Here is an 18,157-nt window from a genome sequence, read left to right as displayed (position 1 = left end):
AACTATGCTTACAGTACAAGGAATCAATGTTTATTACGGAGCTATTCATGCCTTGAAGGATCTCAGCATCAACGTGAAGCAGGGAGAGATCGTTACACTGATCGGTGCCAATGGCGCCGGCAAGTCAACGCTGCTCAAGACGCTTTCGGGGCTGCTTAAACCCAAGACAGGAAGTATTGAATTCCTGGATAAATCGATTGTCAATCAAAGTGTTCAAGCGACTGTTAAGGAAGGGCTGATTCATTGTCCTGAAGGACGCCGCGTCTTCGCAAATATGTCCGTTGAGGAGAACCTGGAGCTGGGTGCTTATCTGCAGGATTCCAGCAGCCTGGCAGCTGACTTCCAGAGAGTCTACAATACCTTCCCGCGTCTGCTGGAACGTAAGAAGCAACAAGCCGGAACGCTGTCCGGCGGGGAACAGCAGATGCTTGCCATGGGGCGGGCGATTATGGGACACCCCAAGCTGCTGCTGCTGGATGAACCGTCCATGGGGCTGGCGCCGCTGCTGGTCCAGGATATTTTCAAAATCATCAAAGAAGTCAATGACGCTGGAACCACTGTGCTGCTGGTTGAGCAGAATGCACATCAGGCGCTCAAAATCGCCGACCGTGCCTATGTTCTGGAGACGGGCAGGGTAGTACTTGAAGGAGACGCCAAGGAATTGGCCGATTCCGATGAAATCAAAATGGCTTATCTTGGTCACTAAGAAGATACGCCTAACTACAGCAGCATCACAGAAACAACATATAAAAATTAATTAATCGGGAGGCTGGGAGAACAATGAAGAAAATTGGGGCCATTATTTTGTCGACAGTACTGACTGCGGTATTAGCATCGGGCTGTGGCAACAACACAGAGAACAGCGGTAACTCTGCAAGCGGCGGAAATGCTGCCGGAGGCACAATCAAAATCGGGGCTGACCTTGAGCTCACAGGCGGTCAAGCTTCTTTCGGCGACTCCGCATCAAAGGGCGCGAAGCTGGCTGTTGACGAGATCAATGCTGCAGGCGGGATCCTGGGCAAACAGCTCGAGCTGGTCGTAGCTGACAACGCTTCGAAATCTGAAGAAGCTACACAGGCGGCACAGAAGCTGATTACTAATGATAAGGTTGTTACAATCATTGGTGCTTCCACTTCTACCAATACGCTGGGTATCGTTCCGGTTGCTACCGAGAAGAAGATTCCACTCGTTGCAGTAGGTGCCACCAACCCTAAAGTTACTGTAGATGAGCGCAGTGGCAATGTGAATGAGTATGTGTTCCGCGCAGCCTTTATCGATCCTTTCCAAGGTGAAGTGATGGCTAACTTTGCAATCGACTCCCTGAAAGCCAAAAAAGCAGTAATCTATACCGATACTTCGAGTGACTACTCCAAAGGTCTGCAGAAGTTCTTCGAAGAAACCTTCAAAGCTAAAGGCGGCGAAGTGCTGAGCCAGGAATCCTACCAACAGAAAGACTCTGACTTCAAAGCCGTTCTGACACGTATCAAAGCAGCTAACCCGGATGTAATTTACCTGCCGGGCTACTATGAAGAGGTTGGTAAAATCGTGAAGCAGGCCCGTGAAATGGGCATCACCGTTCCATTCCTGGGCGGAGACGGATGGGATTCCCCGCAGCTGGCTGAAATCGCCGGTGCAGAAGCCTTGGAGAACACTTACATGTCCAATCACTACTCGCCTGAAGATACAGCTACTGAAGTAACCAGCTTCGTTGAAGCCTACAAAGCAGCTAACGGCGGTGCAGTTCCGGATGGTATGGCTGCCCTTGGCTACGATGCACTGAAGCTGGTGGCTGATGCCATCACCCGTGCCGGTGAAGCTGATCCGGCCAAAATCACAGAAGCTTTGGCAGCAACCAAAGATCTGCAGCTCGCAACAGGCAAAATCACCCTGAACGAAACACATGACCCGGTTAAAGCGGCTGTCGTTCTGAAATTCGTTGACGGTAAACAGACCTTCGAAACAAAGGTTAATCCTTAAGAAGTCAATCCGCATATACTAAGGTGAATGGAATTGGGGTTCTAAACCGCAGGAGGCCGTGCGGCTGCCTGCATCACCTTAGCTGAGAAGAGAAAGGCTCAATTCTGAGCCTTTCTTTTCGCATATCACAGGAAGGCTATGCTCACTAAACTTTAGGGGGAATCAGCATGATTGTTGGCGTACCCGCAGAAATCAAGAATAATGAGAACCGCGTCGCCATAACCCCGGCCGGGGTAGAAGCACTCCGGAAGGCGGGGCATGAGGTATTCGTCCAGGCCTCTGCCGGCACAGGCAGCGGCTTCGAAGATCAAGAATACCTGGATAAAGGTGCTGAAGTTCTGGACACCGCTGCGGAAGTCTGGGGCAAGGCGGAGATGATCATTAAAGTGAAGGAGCCTCTGCCGGAGGAATATGCTTATTTCCGCAAAGGCCTGATTCTCTTCACATATCTGCATCTGGCGCCGGAGGCGGTTCTGACCAAGGCGCTTGTGGAGGGCGGGGTGACGGCGGTTGGATATGAGACCATCCAGCTAGAAGATGGCTCCCTGCCGCTGCTTATCCCGATGAGCGAGGTTGCCGGACGGATGGCTGTGCAGATCGGTGCAGGGCTGCTGGAGAAGCCGCAGGGAGGCAAAGGCGTCCTGCTGGGCGGTGTGCCGGGAGTACAGCCTGGAGAGGTAGTGATTGTCGGCGGCGGTATTGTCGGCACCAATGCGGCGAAGATTGCCCTGGGGATGGGCGCACGCGTGACAGTCCTGGATCTGAATGCGAACCGGCTGCGGGCTTTGGATGATATTTTTGGCGGAAGGCTCATTACGGTGATGTCGGATTCTTATCATCTTGAGCAGGCTGTCCTCCGAGCCGATCTGCTGATCGGGGCTGTATTGATTCCCGGTGCCCGTGCGCCGAAGCTGGTCAAAGAGTATATGGTGCAGCAAATGGCAGAGGGTTCTGTAATCGTGGATGTTGCGATTGATCAGGGCGGCTCGATTGAGACCATCGACCGGATTACAACCCATGAGAACCCGACCTATGTGAAGCATGGCGTGGTACACTATGCGGTGGCCAATATGCCTGGGGCGGTCGCCCGGACCTCTACACTGGCACTGACCAATGTGACGATCCCTTATGCGCTGCAGATTGCCAATCATGGCATTCATGTGGCTGCGGTCAATAATGCGGCGCTTGCCCGCGGCTTGAATGTGGTGGCTGGACACGTAACGAATCTTGCAGTAGCGCAGAGTCTGGGCTATGAATGCGCGGATGGAATCCGCGTCCTAGCTGCCGCTGGCGGACGTATTTAAGAATGGGAGAATATAGTTTCGGCCTCGCGGGAAGGCGGGGCTGGGATGGGGAGAAGCGGAAGCTGCACGCCGTATTTCTCCCTGATATTTTCTTTTGAAAAAAGGCTTGTCAAATTTAGCGAGGTTTGATATACTCATTTTTGTTGTGACAAACACACAAACTTATCATCTGGCTCGTTGGTCAAGGGGTTAAGACACCTCCCTTTCACGGAGGTAACATGGGTTCGAATCCCATACGAGTCACCAATATGCGGTAGTGGTGGAATGGCAGACACGCTATCTTGAGGGGGTAGTGGGTGTATACCCGTGGAGGTTCGAGTCCTCTCTACCGCATAATTGCAATGAGCAGGAAACCCTTGATGATTCAAGGGTTTTTTTGTTATATAAACAGAGCGTTTAGAATAGCGACTTGTCTCCGGATGAGTTGCTTTTTGTTGTTGTATGCGAGTTATTGTCATCCCCGCATTTAGGAAGGTATTTCCATTGACGGCGCCTTCATGTTCCGTTATACCTGCATATATATCAGAAATCGACAGGGACGGGGGTTCTGCAATGAATTTTGTAATTTCGGTCATGCTTGTGGATGATGAGCCGCTTGCACTGGAGAATGTATACGATATGGTGCCCTGGGCCTGATTGCTTATGTCATGGAGATGAAGTGGTTCCGCCTGAATAACACCTATGCGCCGCTGATTCTGGCCGGACTGAATAATGCCTTCGGCGTATTCTTCATGACTCAGTTCATCCGCTCCTCTGTGCCGACCGAGGTCATCGAAAGCGCGCGGATCGACGGCTGCTCGGAGCCGGCCATTCTCACAAGAATCGTAGTTCCGTTCCAAATGCCGGGCATCAGCACCCTGGGGCTGATCTCCTTACGGATTAATCGGCAGGTATCCTGGGTCTGACACTGGGAATGCTTCCGCTGATCGTCCTCTTCCTCTTCGGCTCCAAAACATTGGTCCGGGGACTTACTGGCGGTGCGGTTAAAGGGTAAGGACAAAAAACGGATATGAAATCAAGCAGAATACCTGAACTAGTTCAGCAGCAGAAGATTAGGCCGCCATTTTGGCGGCCTATTTGTTTTTGAGTACTACAAAACTTGAGGTGAAGAAGTAAATTCCCGCAGGTATTTTAGTTTAATAGGACAATAGAATAGTTTTGGCGCAGTCATTATTCATAGTATTGAAGTCCTGGAGCAGAGAAGCCGGCAGTGGCTGATAACTAAATAAAAAAGTTTGACAGAGGTGTACTGAAGAATAAATACATTTTAAGTAAAAATATAAAACGGATGGTAAATGGTGTTGAGGTTGGGTTGAAAAAGTAAATATGCCGTTATGCATAATTCCGGTGCCTGCAGAAATGAGCAGCGTGGCTATGGAACTATATCTTTATACTCTGTTAATTTTAATGCGTTAAAGAGAATGGCAACTAATTAGGGATTAATGAACTATATTAACAATAAATGTTATGGAAAATATAAACTATTGTCGAGGATTACCGATAATGCTAAATATAAATCCCAAATTAATGAAATTTTATATTTTTTTATTAAAAATTTTAAATTAAATAAGCTTAGTAATCCAAAATTCCTATCCAGTGGTGATGAAAAAAATGAGCGTACAAGAAATGCTAACCAATCAGGTACAAAGAACCCCTAGAATTAAACCTGGCTACCCGGAAGGCGAACTGGCTCTGGAGGATCCTGCCAAGCCTTCGGGCAAACCGACCTTCTCCTGGCTGACCATTATTATTCCGCCGATCGGGATGATGCTGATTGCAATTTTCATGTCAACCTTGACCAGGTCGTATACGATGCTGATCTCGACGATGAGTATGACGTTTCTAACAGTTATGATCTCGGTGATGAATTACAAATCCAGTGTGAAGAAGCATCTGGAGCAAAATAAGAAGCTGGAGAAGAAATATCTGAATTATTTATTCCAAGTCCGCAATGAGCTGCAAAATGCTGCCAGTACGCAGCGTGAGGCTTATACATACATACATCCGGATATCTCCAGCTGTATTGAAATCGTCCGCGGCAGAAGCAAGCAGCTATGGGAGAGAACGGCAATTGAAGATGATTTCTTGAATATCCGGATCGGAGTGGGGATACAGCCCATTTCACTGGTACCTACATACAGCCCCAGAACCAAAGCAATCGACGACGATAATCCGCTTGAAGAAATCGCTGCCAAAATCTGCGAAGAAATGTATTTCGTAAGAGACATTCCTGTGTACATTCCGCTTAGCAATATTAATACGCTTGGCATATTCGGCAGAAAGCGGGAGGTTCGCGATTTTCTGAATGCAGCTATCGTTCATCTGACTACACATCAGGGCTACGATGACGTAAGAATCGTATGTGTGATGCAGCCTGAGGATCTGGAACACTGGGCATGGCTGAAATGGCTTCCCCATACATGGGACAAAGGCCGGAGATTTAGAAGTTTGGCTACGACCTCTTACGAAGCCTCCAATTTTGCCGATGAACTGCTCCCGGTCCTTAGAAAAAGAGAGGAAAGCGGCCAGAGCGGCTATGGCTTGCAGACGCTGCAGACCCCACATTATGTATTCCTGGTGTTTGCTCCTGAATTGTGGGATAGCACAGAAATGATGAAGGTTTTGCTGTCCAATAATTCTGTGCTTGGCGCGACGAGTATTTTTATCTCTGAGAAGATAGATGTTGCGCTGCCGCTGAACTGCCAGGCCATTCTTGAAATCAGGGACGGTAAAGGAATGGTCCGCAAAGATACGAAGCAGCTATTAAATCATTTAGCAGATCATTTTACAGTTGATTCTCTGGATAAGCAGCATTCAGAGTTTTTTGCCCGTTCGTTATCTCCGCTTAGAATCAAGGAGGGGCAAAATAACAGTTATATTCCGTCAATGGTCACCTTCATGGAGAGCTTTGAGGTAGAGCAGGTGGAGGAGCTGAATGTGCTACAGCGCTGGTCTAAGAATCAGGCCAACCGGACGCTGTCTATTCCCTTGGGACTCGGGGCGGGCGGGAAGTCCCTGCTGTTCGATATGCATGAAAAAAGCTACGGTCCGCATGGATTGGTTGCCGGAACCACCGGTTCAGGGAAGAGTGAGCTGCTACAATCCCTGCTGCTGGGTCTGGCGGTAAATTACCATCCTCATGAGGTTGCTTTTGTCCTGATTGACTACAAGGGCGGGGGAATGGCCAATGCGTTTCAGGGGCTACCCCATCTGGTAGGAACGATCACGAACCTGGGCGGCAACCAGATTAACCGTGCACTCGCATCCATCAAAAGCGAATTGCTGCGCAGACAACGGCTGTTCAGCGATGCCGGTGTAACCAGCATTGATAATTACATCATCCTGTACCGCAACAAGGAGGCCAGTCTTCCGTTGCCGCATCTGATCATAGTGGTGGATGAATTCGCGGAGCTGAAATCGGATCAGCCGGAATTCATGAAAGAGCTGGTCAGTGCGGCGCGGGTAGGAAGAAGCTTGGGTATCCACTTAATACTGGCAACCCAGAAGCCATCCGGAGTAGTCGATGAGCAGATTTGGAGTAACTCGCGTTTCAAGCTATGTCTGAAGGTGCAGACACCATCGGATAGCCAGGAAATGCTGAAACGCCCTGAAGCGGCAGAGATCAAAGAGAAGGGCCGCGGATATTTGCAGGTGGGCAATAATGAGGTCTTCACCCTATTCCAGTCCTCCTGGAGCGGAGCACCGTACGCTGGTGGTGATTCGGCGGGCGATGAAAGACCTCAGATGGATATTGTCACCCTGGGCGGTGAGCGGAGATCCCTGCTGCCGAAGGTGAAGAGTGGTGAAGGGGCTTCGCAACTAAGTGAGCTTCAGGCAGTGGTTAATCACATCGCTGCCCTTTCGGCCGAGCACTCCATTCGGGAGGCCTTCCAGTTGTGGCTTCCTCCGCTTCCGGAGACTCTCCTGCTTACGGAAGTGCTGGAGCCGCAGCAAATCTGGAATGGAATCCACTGGCAGCAGCCAACGGATAATCTGACGGCAACCGTTGGGCGGGTAGATAACCCTGCGGATCAGGATCAATACAATCTGGACATTAATTTTAACCTGAATGGACATTTGCTTGTGTACGGGGCGCCGAGCAGCGGTAAAACCATGCTTTTGAAGACCATTATTATGTCGCTTGCCCTGAAATATGATCCTGAATACGTGCATTTTTACATATTGGATTTCGGTACACGGACACTGGGTGTCTTTCATGAGCTGCCTCATCTGGGCGATATTATTTATCCTGAGGAGGAACAGAAGCTTGCTAAACTGATCAGCTGGCTGTTGTCCCAATTGGATGAACGCAAACGTAAATTCTCGCAGCTTGGCATTAGTAATCTGGTGTCTTACTGCGCAGCAACTGGTGACAAGGTTCCATACATTGTTATTCTCCTTGATAACTACACCGGATTTGCGGAAGCGTACGATGACCATGTATTAGATCTGGCGAAGCTGGTTCGCGAAGGCGGAAACTACGGGATTTATTTTGTATTTGCAGCCAATGCTGTCAGCTCCTATCCTTACCGGATCAGCCAGAATGTCAAGCAGGCTCTGGTGTTCCAAATGTCTGACAGGCTGGATTACAGCAGCATTTTGGGCCGAACGGACGGGATGGAGCCCACGAGCACTGTGGGACGAGGGCTGCTCAAAGATAACCGGATTCTGGAATTCCATACTGCACTTCCGGGGGAAGGCAGCTCAGATGATCAGGTTGCAGCCTCACTTCGCAGGATTAGTGCAGAGATGAAGGCTGTGGCCGGAGAGATTGAACCGGTAGGTATTGCCGTAATTCCGGACAAGCTTTCGCTGGAAGAGCTTCTGGAGTGCGCCTCCAAGGCGCAACCGGAGGATGGAGAATATCTTGTACCGGCAGGGTTGGATTGGAATACCACACTTCCGGCAGCGATCAATATCAAGCATGTCAGTAACTTTGTTGTATCGTACACCGGCTTGCAGCAGGTGGATTTCAGGTTCAACTCATTAGTGCAAACTTTTCATGATTCGGCAGACCAGGTCACTAAGGAATTCTATCTGCTCGACAGCGGTGTGGCCAACTTGGCGGGCCTGAGGGCCAACCCTGTGCTTACCCGTTATATGGACACGGCTGAAGCGTTCCTGGAACTTACACAATCACTCATTGAACAGCTGCAGCTGCGAAAAAATGATGCCAGGCAGGCCTTTGCCGATTCTCCGGAGCCTGGGGCATTTGACGAAGCTGGTTATATTCTGTCCAAATACCCGCTTCTCGTAATTCTGATGCCGCATTTCAAATCAGCCTTTGATCTGATGGACAATGAATCCCTGGATCACCTAGAGCGGATTGCGAGATTTGGCGGCAGGCTGGGTGTGCTCCTGATGGTCGGCAGCAATGCTGTTGAGCTGAGTAAAATGCAATTAACCACTGAACTTGCGGGTGAACTGATTAACAGTGGAAATGCGCTGTTGTCAGGTGGAGCACCAAGCGATCACACGTGCTATGCTGCCGTGATGGAACACCTGGATTACGACGAGCTTAACAGGGGAATGGACGCCAGTGAGGCGATGCTGCTTACAGAAGGGGTAGTCCGGCGGCTCAAAATGATAACAGAACTTTAGATAAGCAGGTGAAGGAAGCAATGAAACCAGCTCGTGAAGTGTTTGAATTGCATGCTCTGGAAATTATCTATCTGACGGCTTTAACGGGAGGGAGCAGCTTTCCGGGATTGGATACGGATCTCAAGGCTGAGTCTGAGCGCAGTCTGCGTTCCCTTATGGATGCACAGATGAGATCGCTTGAAAGGAAAGGGTATCTGGAGACTGATTTTATGGGGAACGCGCAAGTGAAGGAAGGGCTTCATGAATTTATCCGTATCGCCTCAGGCAGTACGGCATATCTGTGTCAGATTATACAAAAGCATCAGCAGACGCTTAAGGTCTACTATTTCTTCCATGACGGCACCTGGTTTGAGCTTGAACATCAGCCGGATGGCAGCAGCTATAAAGTGCAGGAAATTTATGCGTGGCATGAGCTGGTGTTCCAGGTAGTGAACAGAACCCCGTTAGTGCAAGGTCTGGGTAACTCAGAACAATTCCTTGCTGCAGATAAAGAGTCTGACCTGGAAAAATGGGTGGAAGAAATGCTGTTGGCCGGTGCATCAGTACTCTCTCTGGCGGAAATCCAATGCACTGAGGAGAAGGTACAAGTACAACGTGAACTGAATTTGCTGATACATGAAGATCATATGTCGCTGCTGCAACGCGGGACAGAGGAACGAGTCATGAGAACTCCTGTTCATTTTGCAGCAGCGGTAGAGGGATTAATAGCTTGGCTGCAAGAGACACATCGCTCAGAGGAGGCCGTATATGTCGACAGCATTAACAACATTTCAGTTTAAAGGCAAAGGAGAGAAGGAGCTCGATCTGGAGGTGTCGCTCTTCCTTACGGCGGGGGAATGTGTGGAGCTTCTGAAGCAGGCAAACTGGCTCCCCGATGATTGGGAATTTAAATGTGAGGTCAGCAGTACCGGAGATGGATGGTCGGAGCTTGGACTGCAGGTGCTTCTGGCAGATGTAATTCAAGGAGACGGGTCAATTATCCGGATATTACCTTACTAAGCGGGTGAATTACCCGAGGAGGTTTCTTATGAAAAGCGTACATTTAGTTTGCTCACCTGAACTCATTATGCTTCTGTCAAGGGCGCTGGAGCATGAGGGCTACGTTATTTCAGGTAAGCACTCCACCTTACATAGCTTTATCAGCGGGTTCAGCAGTAAAGAGGTCGATCCTTCCTCAATCGTAATCATGGAGGGCGGAGCGGGTCTGGGTACACCGGTTAAGGCTGCTGATATTACCGGATTCATGACACTGATCCGCAAGTATCTCAAGCATACAAGACTGATTGTACAGCTGGACCCTGCGCTGCGTACAGATATTGAGTTCATCCGGTCTATGGTAAATATGAACATTCATGATCTGCAGTTCACCACCGAATTCCAGGGCGATGATCTGCTGAACTGGATTAAGGAAAAGAAAACAACAAGGGATTACTACCATATCCTAGGAAAGAAGAAGGGGCTTTTCTCCTTTAGAGGCCAATCGGCAGCAACTACCTCTGCTCCGGTAAGGGAAGAGCTTCCGCCCGCTCCCGTAAGAGCGGTCCAGTCGCTTACCCGCCCGCAGCCCGCAGCCGCTCCGCAAGCTCCGGCAGGTAACACCGGGAGGGCTGCCAATGCTGCGCGTCCAGCCACAGCGGCTACTGCAACAAGGTCAAGGCCTCCGGCAAGAACAGAGTCTCCGGCACCTTCCGTAACAGGAACGCTGGAAAGCCTGGAGCAATCCCTACCGTCTGAGGAGCAAACTGCGCCTGTAACGGGTCAGAGAATACTGGGCAGCAATGTTCCCCTCGTTATTGGGGTGTGCGGCGTTGGCGGGGAAGAGGATGTAGGTGCAGCTGCTTTTCTGGTTGCGGCAGGACTGGCTGAATTGGGCTGGAAGCCACTGGTCTGCGGAGATGACCGGCCGGAAATCGGCTCACTTGAACAGATTGTATTTAAAGGTGAGAAAGAAGACTCCGTGTCCACTATGTTTGAATATGAAGGCGTTACTTTTTACCGCCGCGGATATTCCTGGGATATGTCCGAGCTTCTGGCCAGCGGCTTCACACATATCATTCTTTGGCTCGATATTCACCGTGAACGGAAGGGGACTGGCGGGCTGGAGCTGTGGTGGAACTCACAAATTCCAATGATGATAGGCAACGGGGCTATGTGGAAATATGAACTGCTAAAAGAGAAGCTGAATACCCTGAACCCGTTTGAACGCAAGCGATGCAGACTGCTGCTGGAGAACGGGCATCAGGAAGTGCTGCAAGTGCTAAAGAAGGATTTCCCGGAAATTGAAGCAACATTGATGCCGGCGCATCAGGACCCGCTCTATCCGGATAAAGCGGCTATCGCATGGGTTATGAAGCTGTTGACTGTCCAGAAGAAGCTTATACGTAAGCAAACGCTGTTCTGGATCATCGCAGGAACGGTATTATTTGTGACTTTGCTGTTAATAGGTATTGGTTTCTCATTTGTTCCGGAGAGCCGTTAATTCATAACTAGGAGGCTGCTATGAATTCAGGTTTGGTTAGAAGTATGGCTTTTAATTGCCATCAGCTGCTGGCTCCTGCCCAGGAATGCAGCGACAAGATGAGTACTGCGATCGGAGGCGTATCTGATTACTGGGTAGATATGGGCGGTGAGGAGTTTAAGCAGCATTGCACAGAATGGATTAAGAAAATGAATCAGTTCAAGGCCGCCATTGTCCAGATTGAATCAGAAATGATGAGTTATGCAACTGAATTACAGCGGACAGAAGAGGCGGAGGCTGCAAGAGTGAAGGAAGCACAGCGGCAAGCCAGTGAAAAGGCTGCGGCTGAAGCAGCAGCTGCAGCTGCAGCTGCAGCGAAAAAGACAGGGAAAATCAAATAGCAGTAGAAATGAGGTCATGAAGTGGCAGTACGCAAGCGGAAAAAAATGTTGAGATACACGATAATTTCAGGTTGTCTTGTTGCCGTTGCTACATCCGGGGTATGGTTCGCAACCTATCGTCACTACAACGCCAGGCTAATTGATGAGCGGGCCGCTTATGAAGCACAACTGGCGGACAAGGATGATGTCCTGCAGCGGTATATGGACCAGTCCCAGACAGCCTATGTTCTCGTCTCCGCCAAGCTTGCCGGTGAGGCAATTACCGCAGAGGATGTAATGGCAGAGAAGCTTCCCAAATTCTCTTCTCCGGACAATCTGATCGGCGATTCCAAGGGGATCGTCGGCAAATACCTGAAGATCAATGCCATGCCGGGGACAGCGGTAACTACTGAGATGGTGCGTGATGAGGCGAGACTTGAGCCTTCGGAACGTAAGGAAGAGACAGAGTATATCAAGCTTCCGCTGCGGCTGACCAAACGGGATGTTGTCGATATCCGAATCGTATTTCCTAACGGTGAGGATTACATAGTTGTTGGAAAGAAATCGCTCGAGGATGTTGATCTGGGGAATCAGTATACATTCTTCAACGATAGTGAAGAAGAAGCACAGCTGCTTCAGGCAGCCTTAGTGGATGCCTATATTAACAATGCTGAGCTGTATATGAAGCAGTATGTGGAGCCTGAGCTTCAGCCCGAGCCAGTAGTGAATTATGTGCCTAACCTGGATGTATTGAAAGTCATTAAAAGCAATCCCTTTATTATTGATCAGGCCAAGTGGAGCCTGGCTGAGGATCTGCGTAAAGAGCTGGAGAAACGGCTTGAAGCCCTTGAAGATGAAGATAACATACGTGTCGGGGCCGACGCCCCTAGCGGCAGTGGTGTGATTAAGCGGAAATCGGAGCAGGGAGCTGCAGCCGCTGAGGCTGCCCAAGTGGACAACAGCCAATCGGTTAACGGAATCATTGACCAAAGTAATCAGGCACCTGTGGATTCCAGCGCAGACCAGAGTTCGGCAGGCGGAACGAATACAGAAGCTACAGGCGAAGACAGTCTGCTGGAAGGAGAGTGACAGATTTGAATATTGTTGTCGCCGGAGATTGCGAGAAACATGATTTCATCCTGGTAGCCGCTATTCTGTTAAAAGGCTATTACAACAATGATGTCATGATCATTTCGGACAATCACAGGCATTATCAATATTTCGATGGAGAAGTATCCGGTATACAGATACGGGATGCTGAGCCGGATGTGGCTGACAGACCGGATATTGTCCTGTATGACTGGCATCATGGTTATCCGGAAGGACTTGAGGATGAGCAGATTGTTTTTGCAACCAGCTATGAGCGCCAGGCTATGGAACATGTGGATAAATTACTGGATCAAAAGCATATGCCTATCCTTCTGGTGGTTATCGAAGAGGAATGCGGGCTTGGACTGAAATATGTGGACCGGTATTACCCGGTAATCACCTCCAAGATTAGTTATATCACCAGCGCAGAGCGGAGAATTGACTGGGTTCATGATGGACGGGTGAATCTTAAGGTGGATAAGGATTTTGCCGGGGCTGTAAATGATTTTTTAATTGAAATTGGCAATGTGCCTAAGAATGATATCAAGAAGTTATGGCAGTATGCGAGGAAACGGGGGGAGTAAAGGTGCTGGTAGCGTTTTGGGGGCCTGCCCGAGGGCAGGGGAGAACAACTTCAAATATGGCCGTTGTGGCGGCAACGATTGCATTGGATCATCATATCCGGGTGCTGATGACGCATACGCATCTGGAGCAAGGGGTGCTTGAACATGTATTCTCTCAGACAAGAATGGCTGCTCAGGCTGCGCGTACTTCCGGGGGTATGGATGCCATTGAGCGGCTTGTGCAGTGCGGGATGCTTACCCCCGAGGGGATAAGAGATCATGCGGAATCTATTCTTAAGGACCGTCTGGAGCTGTTAAGCGGCTCTTTGAATACAGAGAAGCACACGGCCAAGCTGTTGCTTCCGCATATTTTCAAAGATTACAGAAGATTTTATGATCTTCTGTTTGTAGACCTCTCGGCCGAAGATGACCCGGAGGTGGTATCACTGGTTATGGAGCAGGCAGATTTGATTGTTGTGAACCTGAGTCAAAATCAGGTGAGCCTGAACACTTACTTTGAGACAAGCGGAAGATCGCCTGTGCCGGACGACAAGCAAGTGCTCTATTGCCTGGGTGCCTACGAGCGCAGCTCAAGGATGAATAAGGAAAGAATTATTAAACAATACCGGCTGAAAAAATCTGCTGTCGGCATAGTTCCTTATCATACCGGGTTCATGGATGCACAGAACGAGCGCCGGACCGTGCCGTTCCTGCTGAAAGCTAGGGAGGTCCGGACCCGTTTTCTGGAATTTAGTGAAGACGGATCTTTCACTGCTGCAGTGCGCGGGATGGGCCAGCTTATTCTTCAGACACTGGAAATATCCGCCTTGCCGGAATTGGAAGCTGCAAATGATTAATCTTATCCTGATATTCATAGTCCTGGTTATTATTGGAGTATTCCTGTTCTTATGGCTGGGCAGACGTAAAAACTCGGCACCGCCATCCGTGCAGCTGAAATACGATATGAATGAAATCGTGCTGTTTCTGAGACGTGCGTTCGAGGAGATTATCGCCTCTTCCCTCTATGAAGGCAGTCCGAGCGAAGAAGAATATAACCGCCGCAAAGCACGGCGCAGAGAATTGCAGAAGGCACTTAGAAGCTGCATGCATGGTGATTTATCCGCCAAGAAATACGTCAAGCTGTACATGAAGGATCTGCTGGTGCAGACCTATGGTCTGGATGAAGGAAATGTGGACAAGATCATCAGCTTCGGCCATGCGGGCCGTCTGACTTCACAGGATTGCTTCGATATCCTGCTCCATGTCTTCAAGAAAGATCACGGGCAGGATGCCTTTAATGTAATGGTAAGCAAATATAGTCTGGATACTCTGCAAAGACTGCCTGACGGTTCCCGGGGATACAAGATTACAGAAGAGCAGATCCGCCACATCTATCAATCGGAGCAGCCGAGATTGTCCATGCAGGACAAGATTGAAATTATTGTACAACGGGCCTATCAAATTTATAAAGGTCTTGGGGTCATTGATGAGCTGCGGGATCAGAATATCGACGGTGTGAATGGCGGAACAAGCGGGATGCCCCCGGATGTCGTGCAGACCACTGATTTTCTGGAATATACCAAACAGCAGCATTTCATTCCGCAATCCTATGATGCGGTATGGACGTTCTACCGGGGGAAATCGCTTCATCTGGAATTCTTGAGCTTCGGTTCCGAGAAGGAGCTGAAGCGGGTCTGCCAGAACATTTACGGCTTCGGCAATCCAGGCCAGCTGAATGAATCCAAGGGTTATATCATCAACGATATGGCTGACGGCAGCCGTGTCGTGGTGGTGAGGCCCAAAATGGCCGAGAGCTGGGCGTTCTTTGTCCGCAAATTCAATGATTCACTGGTAGAACTGGACCAGCAGATCAAAGATCAGGGTGCGCCGCTTGCTATTCATATGCTGGTCTACCTCATCCTTGGTCATCAGGTAACTGCAATTACAGGAAGACAGGGATCGGGTAAAACAACGCTGCTCAAAGCGCTAATCAAATATATTGATGCGAAGAATATCCGGATTCAGGAGACCTCTTTTGAAATTTGGGCGAGAAAAATGTATCCGGGTAAAAATATCCTTTCTTTTCGGGAAACGCCCTCGGTCAGCGGTCAGGACGGGCTGGATGTACAAAAGAAAACAGATGGTGCGGTTAACATTGTCGGCGAAGCCGCCACTCACAGTGTGGTCAGTTATGTCATTCAGGCAGCCCAGGTGGCCTCTGAGTATACCCTGTTTACCCATCACGGCAAAACACTGGCGAATCTCGTCAGTGCACTCCGCAACAGCCTGATTGCCTCGGGAGCATTCAGCAATGAAAAAATTGCCGAGGTGCAGGTGGTGGAGGCGCTGGGCTTCAACGTCCATCTGGTGCTCAGAGCCGGCAAACGTTATATTGAGCGGATTACAGAGATTATTCCGGCCGACCCTCAGTTCGAATATCCCCGGAGTTACGCGGAGCGCGCTGAAATTACGGACAAGCTGGATGCTTTTATGGATACCATGACTGAATATTTCGGGCGGATGACTGACCGGCGTTCTTATGATTACAAGGATATCATTGTCTGGGAAGCCGGAGAATACGTGGTCAAGCATCCAATCAGCAGCCGGAAAATTGATGAAATGCGTAAGAATATGGATGAGGATGATGCGGCGGAGTTCACTGCATTTATTGATAAGTACTGGGGGCAATCTGCATGAGTCTGCAAAATATAGTGCTGATTGTTCTCGTTACATCCGTCATCCTGCTGGCTCTCCTGCTTGTCCTGCTCAGCATTGTGCAGCGTAAGCTGAAGGGTACGCAATATCAGGAGCAAAGACGCCTCAAGTCATTGTTGCCTACACGTACTAAGGACAAAAGATGGCTGGAACAAGCTCATAAGACTTATCCGGTACTGGATGAACTTCCGGTCATCAAAAAACTGCTCCACCGGATGCGGTCCCGCCTCACCTTAATTCATGCCGGAAATGAAATTATGATCAGAAGCCGTGCAGCTGCACTGACTCTAATGATCGTTGCCTGTATTCTGCTGATCTCGCTGCTGTCCTTCCTATGGACTTCTTCCTGGGTCAGCCGTGCCACCATTATGCTGGTCTCCATTTATCTGGGAGGAATTCTAAGCGACCTCTTCATTGGCCGTCTGGCCAAGCAGATGCTGTATGACCAGTCTTCCATGATTCTGGATATCCGCCATGAATATCATCAGACACATATGGTGCAGGTCAGCCTGGAGAATTCTGCAGAGCGTTCCAAGCCTATGGTGGCTATGCATGCCAGACAGATTGCCGGCATTCTTGCAGCGGTGGACCCGGAAGATGAGCTGCAGCGGTATTATGAGGTTGCACCTAACCGGTATATGAAGCAATTGGCCGGAGTGAGCTACAAGATAGGTGAATATGGCGATGCGGATATTCATAAGGGCGAGCGCTCTATCTATCTGTCCATGCTTGGCAATATCAGAGAAGAGATCCATATGGATATCAACCGCCGTGAGCGGATTGACCGGTTGTTGTACGGGATTGTTTTTGTAGCGGTCTCACCGGTATTCATGCTGGACCCGATCCGTAAATGGGCAGAGAGTATGTTTCCGATTGTGACTAATTATTATAATTCCGCTTGGGGATTGTATTCACTGATTCTGCTGTACATTACGTTTATTGTATCGTTCGTTGCCTTGCGGATTCTGAAGGGTGTTGATGAGGATACGCAGGCTATTAAGGATGAAGGCAAGTGGTTAAACCGGCTATTGAAGAACAAGTGGGTCTACAGAGTAACGGACCGGATTACTCCGGAAGAGCATGAACCCGTCCACTTTAAGGTAGCGGGTGTTCTGAAGGATGCCAACTCCGGCCTCTCCCATCATGCCTACTACTTACAGAAGACCCTGGCTGCAGTGGGCATATTCCTGCTCGTAGTGATTATTCAGTTCTCTATCCATGTGAATATCAGACATAACCTCCTCCATCCCAATGTACTGATTACGACGGGCGGGAATCAGACGGAATCCCAGAAGATGCTCAGTGAGGAACGGTATGCCTTCGAGCAGTCGCTGATCGGAGAGCTGGTAGCGAGAGATATTACACCGGATCAGATGCTGCTATATATTCAGGAGCAGGCCGAGCATAAGCCGTTTCTTCAGTCCAGCCTGGACCAGAATGCCTATGCGCAGCAGCTGATGAACAGAGTGGAGCAGTACCACCGGGAATATTACAAATGGTATGAGCTGCTGCTGGCATTCGGGCTGGCTGCGGCAGGCTTCTTCCTCCCGGATGCTTACCTGATTATCCGCACCCAGCTGCGGAAATGGGAAATGCAGAATGAGGTGGACGGCTTCAATACGCTGTCGATGATGCTGTCGCAATTTCCGAATATCAGCGTGTATGAAATTATAGAATGGCTGCATCGTTACAGTTATATCTTTGAGCGGCAGCTGCTGCGTTGCATGCTGGATTATGAAGCAGGAGGCTGGGATGCCATTGAGAAGCTGAAGGAGGATGCGCGCTTTGTTCCCCTGGAACGGCTGGCTGACCGCCTGCAGGTTGCTGCTGATCTGATCCCGGTAAAAAAAGCATTCGATGATATGGATGCCGAAAGGGCTTTCGCGATGGATCAGCGCAAGGAGCACTACGAGAAGGTAATCAGCAGGAAAAGTACACTAGGCAAAATGTTCGGGTTCTTGCCGATGCAGGCAACGTTCACCTTATATTTACTGCTTCCCTTCGTCTATATGGCCTTCCAGCAGCTGGGCGACCTGACTGTTGTGACCGGCAAAATGTGAAGGAGCTACA

14 protein-coding genes and 2 tRNA genes are annotated in these 18,157 nt (G+C 49.6%); all 16 read left to right on the top strand.

The features are described 5' to 3' along the window. Window positions 1-4: 4 nt before the first annotated feature. The 16 genes from NSQ73_RS26215 to NSQ73_RS26140 all read left to right on the top strand — a co-directional run bounded on the left by NSQ73_RS26215 (window position 5) and on the right by NSQ73_RS26140 (window position 18,147). Window positions 5-706, top strand: coding sequence for an ABC transporter ATP-binding protein (locus tag NSQ73_RS26215; RefSeq protein WP_340988795.1), 702 nt, complete (start codon window positions 5-7; stop codon window positions 704-706). Between the two features lie 74 nt (window positions 707-780). After that, window positions 781-1,977 carry an ABC transporter substrate-binding protein gene (locus NSQ73_RS26210; RefSeq protein WP_042233170.1) on the top strand — a complete coding sequence of 399 codons (1,197 nt, stop codon included), beginning with the start codon at window positions 781-783 and terminating at the stop codon, window positions 1,975-1,977. A 167-nt stretch (window positions 1,978-2,144) separates the two neighbouring features. Next, window positions 2,145-3,281: an alanine dehydrogenase gene (gene ald / locus NSQ73_RS26205; RefSeq protein WP_340988793.1), complete on the top strand. Its 1,137-nt coding sequence runs from the start codon at window positions 2,145-2,147 to the stop codon at window positions 3,279-3,281. A gap of 171 nt (window positions 3,282-3,452) precedes the next feature. Beyond that, window positions 3,453-3,527 (top strand) — tRNA-Glu (locus NSQ73_RS26200). Window positions 3,528-3,531: 4 nt separating this feature from the next. After that, window positions 3,532-3,614, top strand: a tRNA-Leu gene (locus NSQ73_RS26195). Window positions 3,615-3,928: 314 nt separating this feature from the next. Next, on the top strand, window positions 3,929-4,186 hold the full coding sequence (locus NSQ73_RS26190; protein WP_340988791.1) for an ABC transporter permease subunit: 258 nt from the start codon (window positions 3,929-3,931) through the stop codon (window positions 4,184-4,186). 706 nt (window positions 4,187-4,892) lie between these two features. Continuing rightward, a complete protein-coding gene (essC, locus tag NSQ73_RS26185) occupies window positions 4,893-8,882 on the top strand; it encodes a type VII secretion protein EssC (protein ID WP_340988790.1) in 3,990 nt (1,329 codons plus the stop codon). A 20-nt stretch (window positions 8,883-8,902) separates the two neighbouring features. Continuing rightward, window positions 8,903-9,661, top strand: a complete 759-nt coding sequence (locus NSQ73_RS26180; RefSeq protein WP_340988788.1) for a hypothetical protein — start codon at window positions 8,903-8,905, stop codon at window positions 9,659-9,661. Further along, entirely contained in the window at window positions 9,630-9,881 is a 252-nt protein-coding gene (locus NSQ73_RS26175) for a hypothetical protein (RefSeq protein ID WP_340988786.1), read from the top strand. The genes NSQ73_RS26180 and NSQ73_RS26175 overlap by 32 nt, the downstream gene beginning before the upstream one ends. A 28-nt stretch (window positions 9,882-9,909) precedes the next feature. Next, window positions 9,910-11,361 (top strand): hypothetical protein, encoded by a 1,452-nt coding sequence (locus NSQ73_RS26170; RefSeq protein ID WP_340988785.1) that lies wholly within the window; start codon window positions 9,910-9,912, stop codon window positions 11,359-11,361. A gap of 20 nt (window positions 11,362-11,381) precedes the next feature. Next, on the top strand, window positions 11,382-11,741 hold the full coding sequence (locus NSQ73_RS26165) for a hypothetical protein (protein WP_340988784.1): 360 nt from the start codon (window positions 11,382-11,384) through the stop codon (window positions 11,739-11,741). A gap of 21 nt (window positions 11,742-11,762) precedes the next feature. After that, window positions 11,763-12,809 carry an SAF domain-containing protein gene (locus NSQ73_RS26160; RefSeq protein WP_340988783.1) on the top strand — a complete coding sequence of 349 codons (1,047 nt, stop codon included), beginning with the start codon at window positions 11,763-11,765 and terminating at the stop codon, window positions 12,807-12,809. 5 nt (window positions 12,810-12,814) lie between these two features. After that, window positions 12,815-13,393, top strand: coding sequence for a hypothetical protein (locus NSQ73_RS26155; protein WP_340988781.1), 579 nt, complete (start codon window positions 12,815-12,817; stop codon window positions 13,391-13,393). A gap of 2 nt (window positions 13,394-13,395) precedes the next feature. Next, window positions 13,396-14,229, top strand: coding sequence for a hypothetical protein (locus tag NSQ73_RS26150; RefSeq protein ID WP_340988780.1), 834 nt, complete (start codon window positions 13,396-13,398; stop codon window positions 14,227-14,229). Then, on the top strand, window positions 14,222-16,069 hold the full coding sequence (locus tag NSQ73_RS26145; RefSeq protein WP_340988778.1) for a pilus assembly protein CpaF: 1,848 nt from the start codon (window positions 14,222-14,224) through the stop codon (window positions 16,067-16,069). Before NSQ73_RS26150 ends, NSQ73_RS26145 begins: the two co-directional genes overlap by 8 nt. Next, entirely contained in the window at window positions 16,066-18,147 is a 2,082-nt protein-coding gene (locus NSQ73_RS26140; RefSeq protein WP_340988776.1) for a hypothetical protein, read from the top strand. Before NSQ73_RS26145 ends, NSQ73_RS26140 begins: the two co-directional genes overlap by 4 nt. Window positions 18,148-18,157: the final 10 nt, after the last annotated feature.

This window comes from Paenibacillus sp. FSL R10-2736, assembly GCF_038000245.1.
Lineage (GTDB): Bacteria > Bacillota > Bacilli > Paenibacillales > Paenibacillaceae > Paenibacillus_AQ > Paenibacillus_AQ phytohabitans.
The sequence above is the reverse complement of the archived record's forward strand: the minus strand, read 5'-3'. Positions and strand labels throughout refer to the sequence as shown.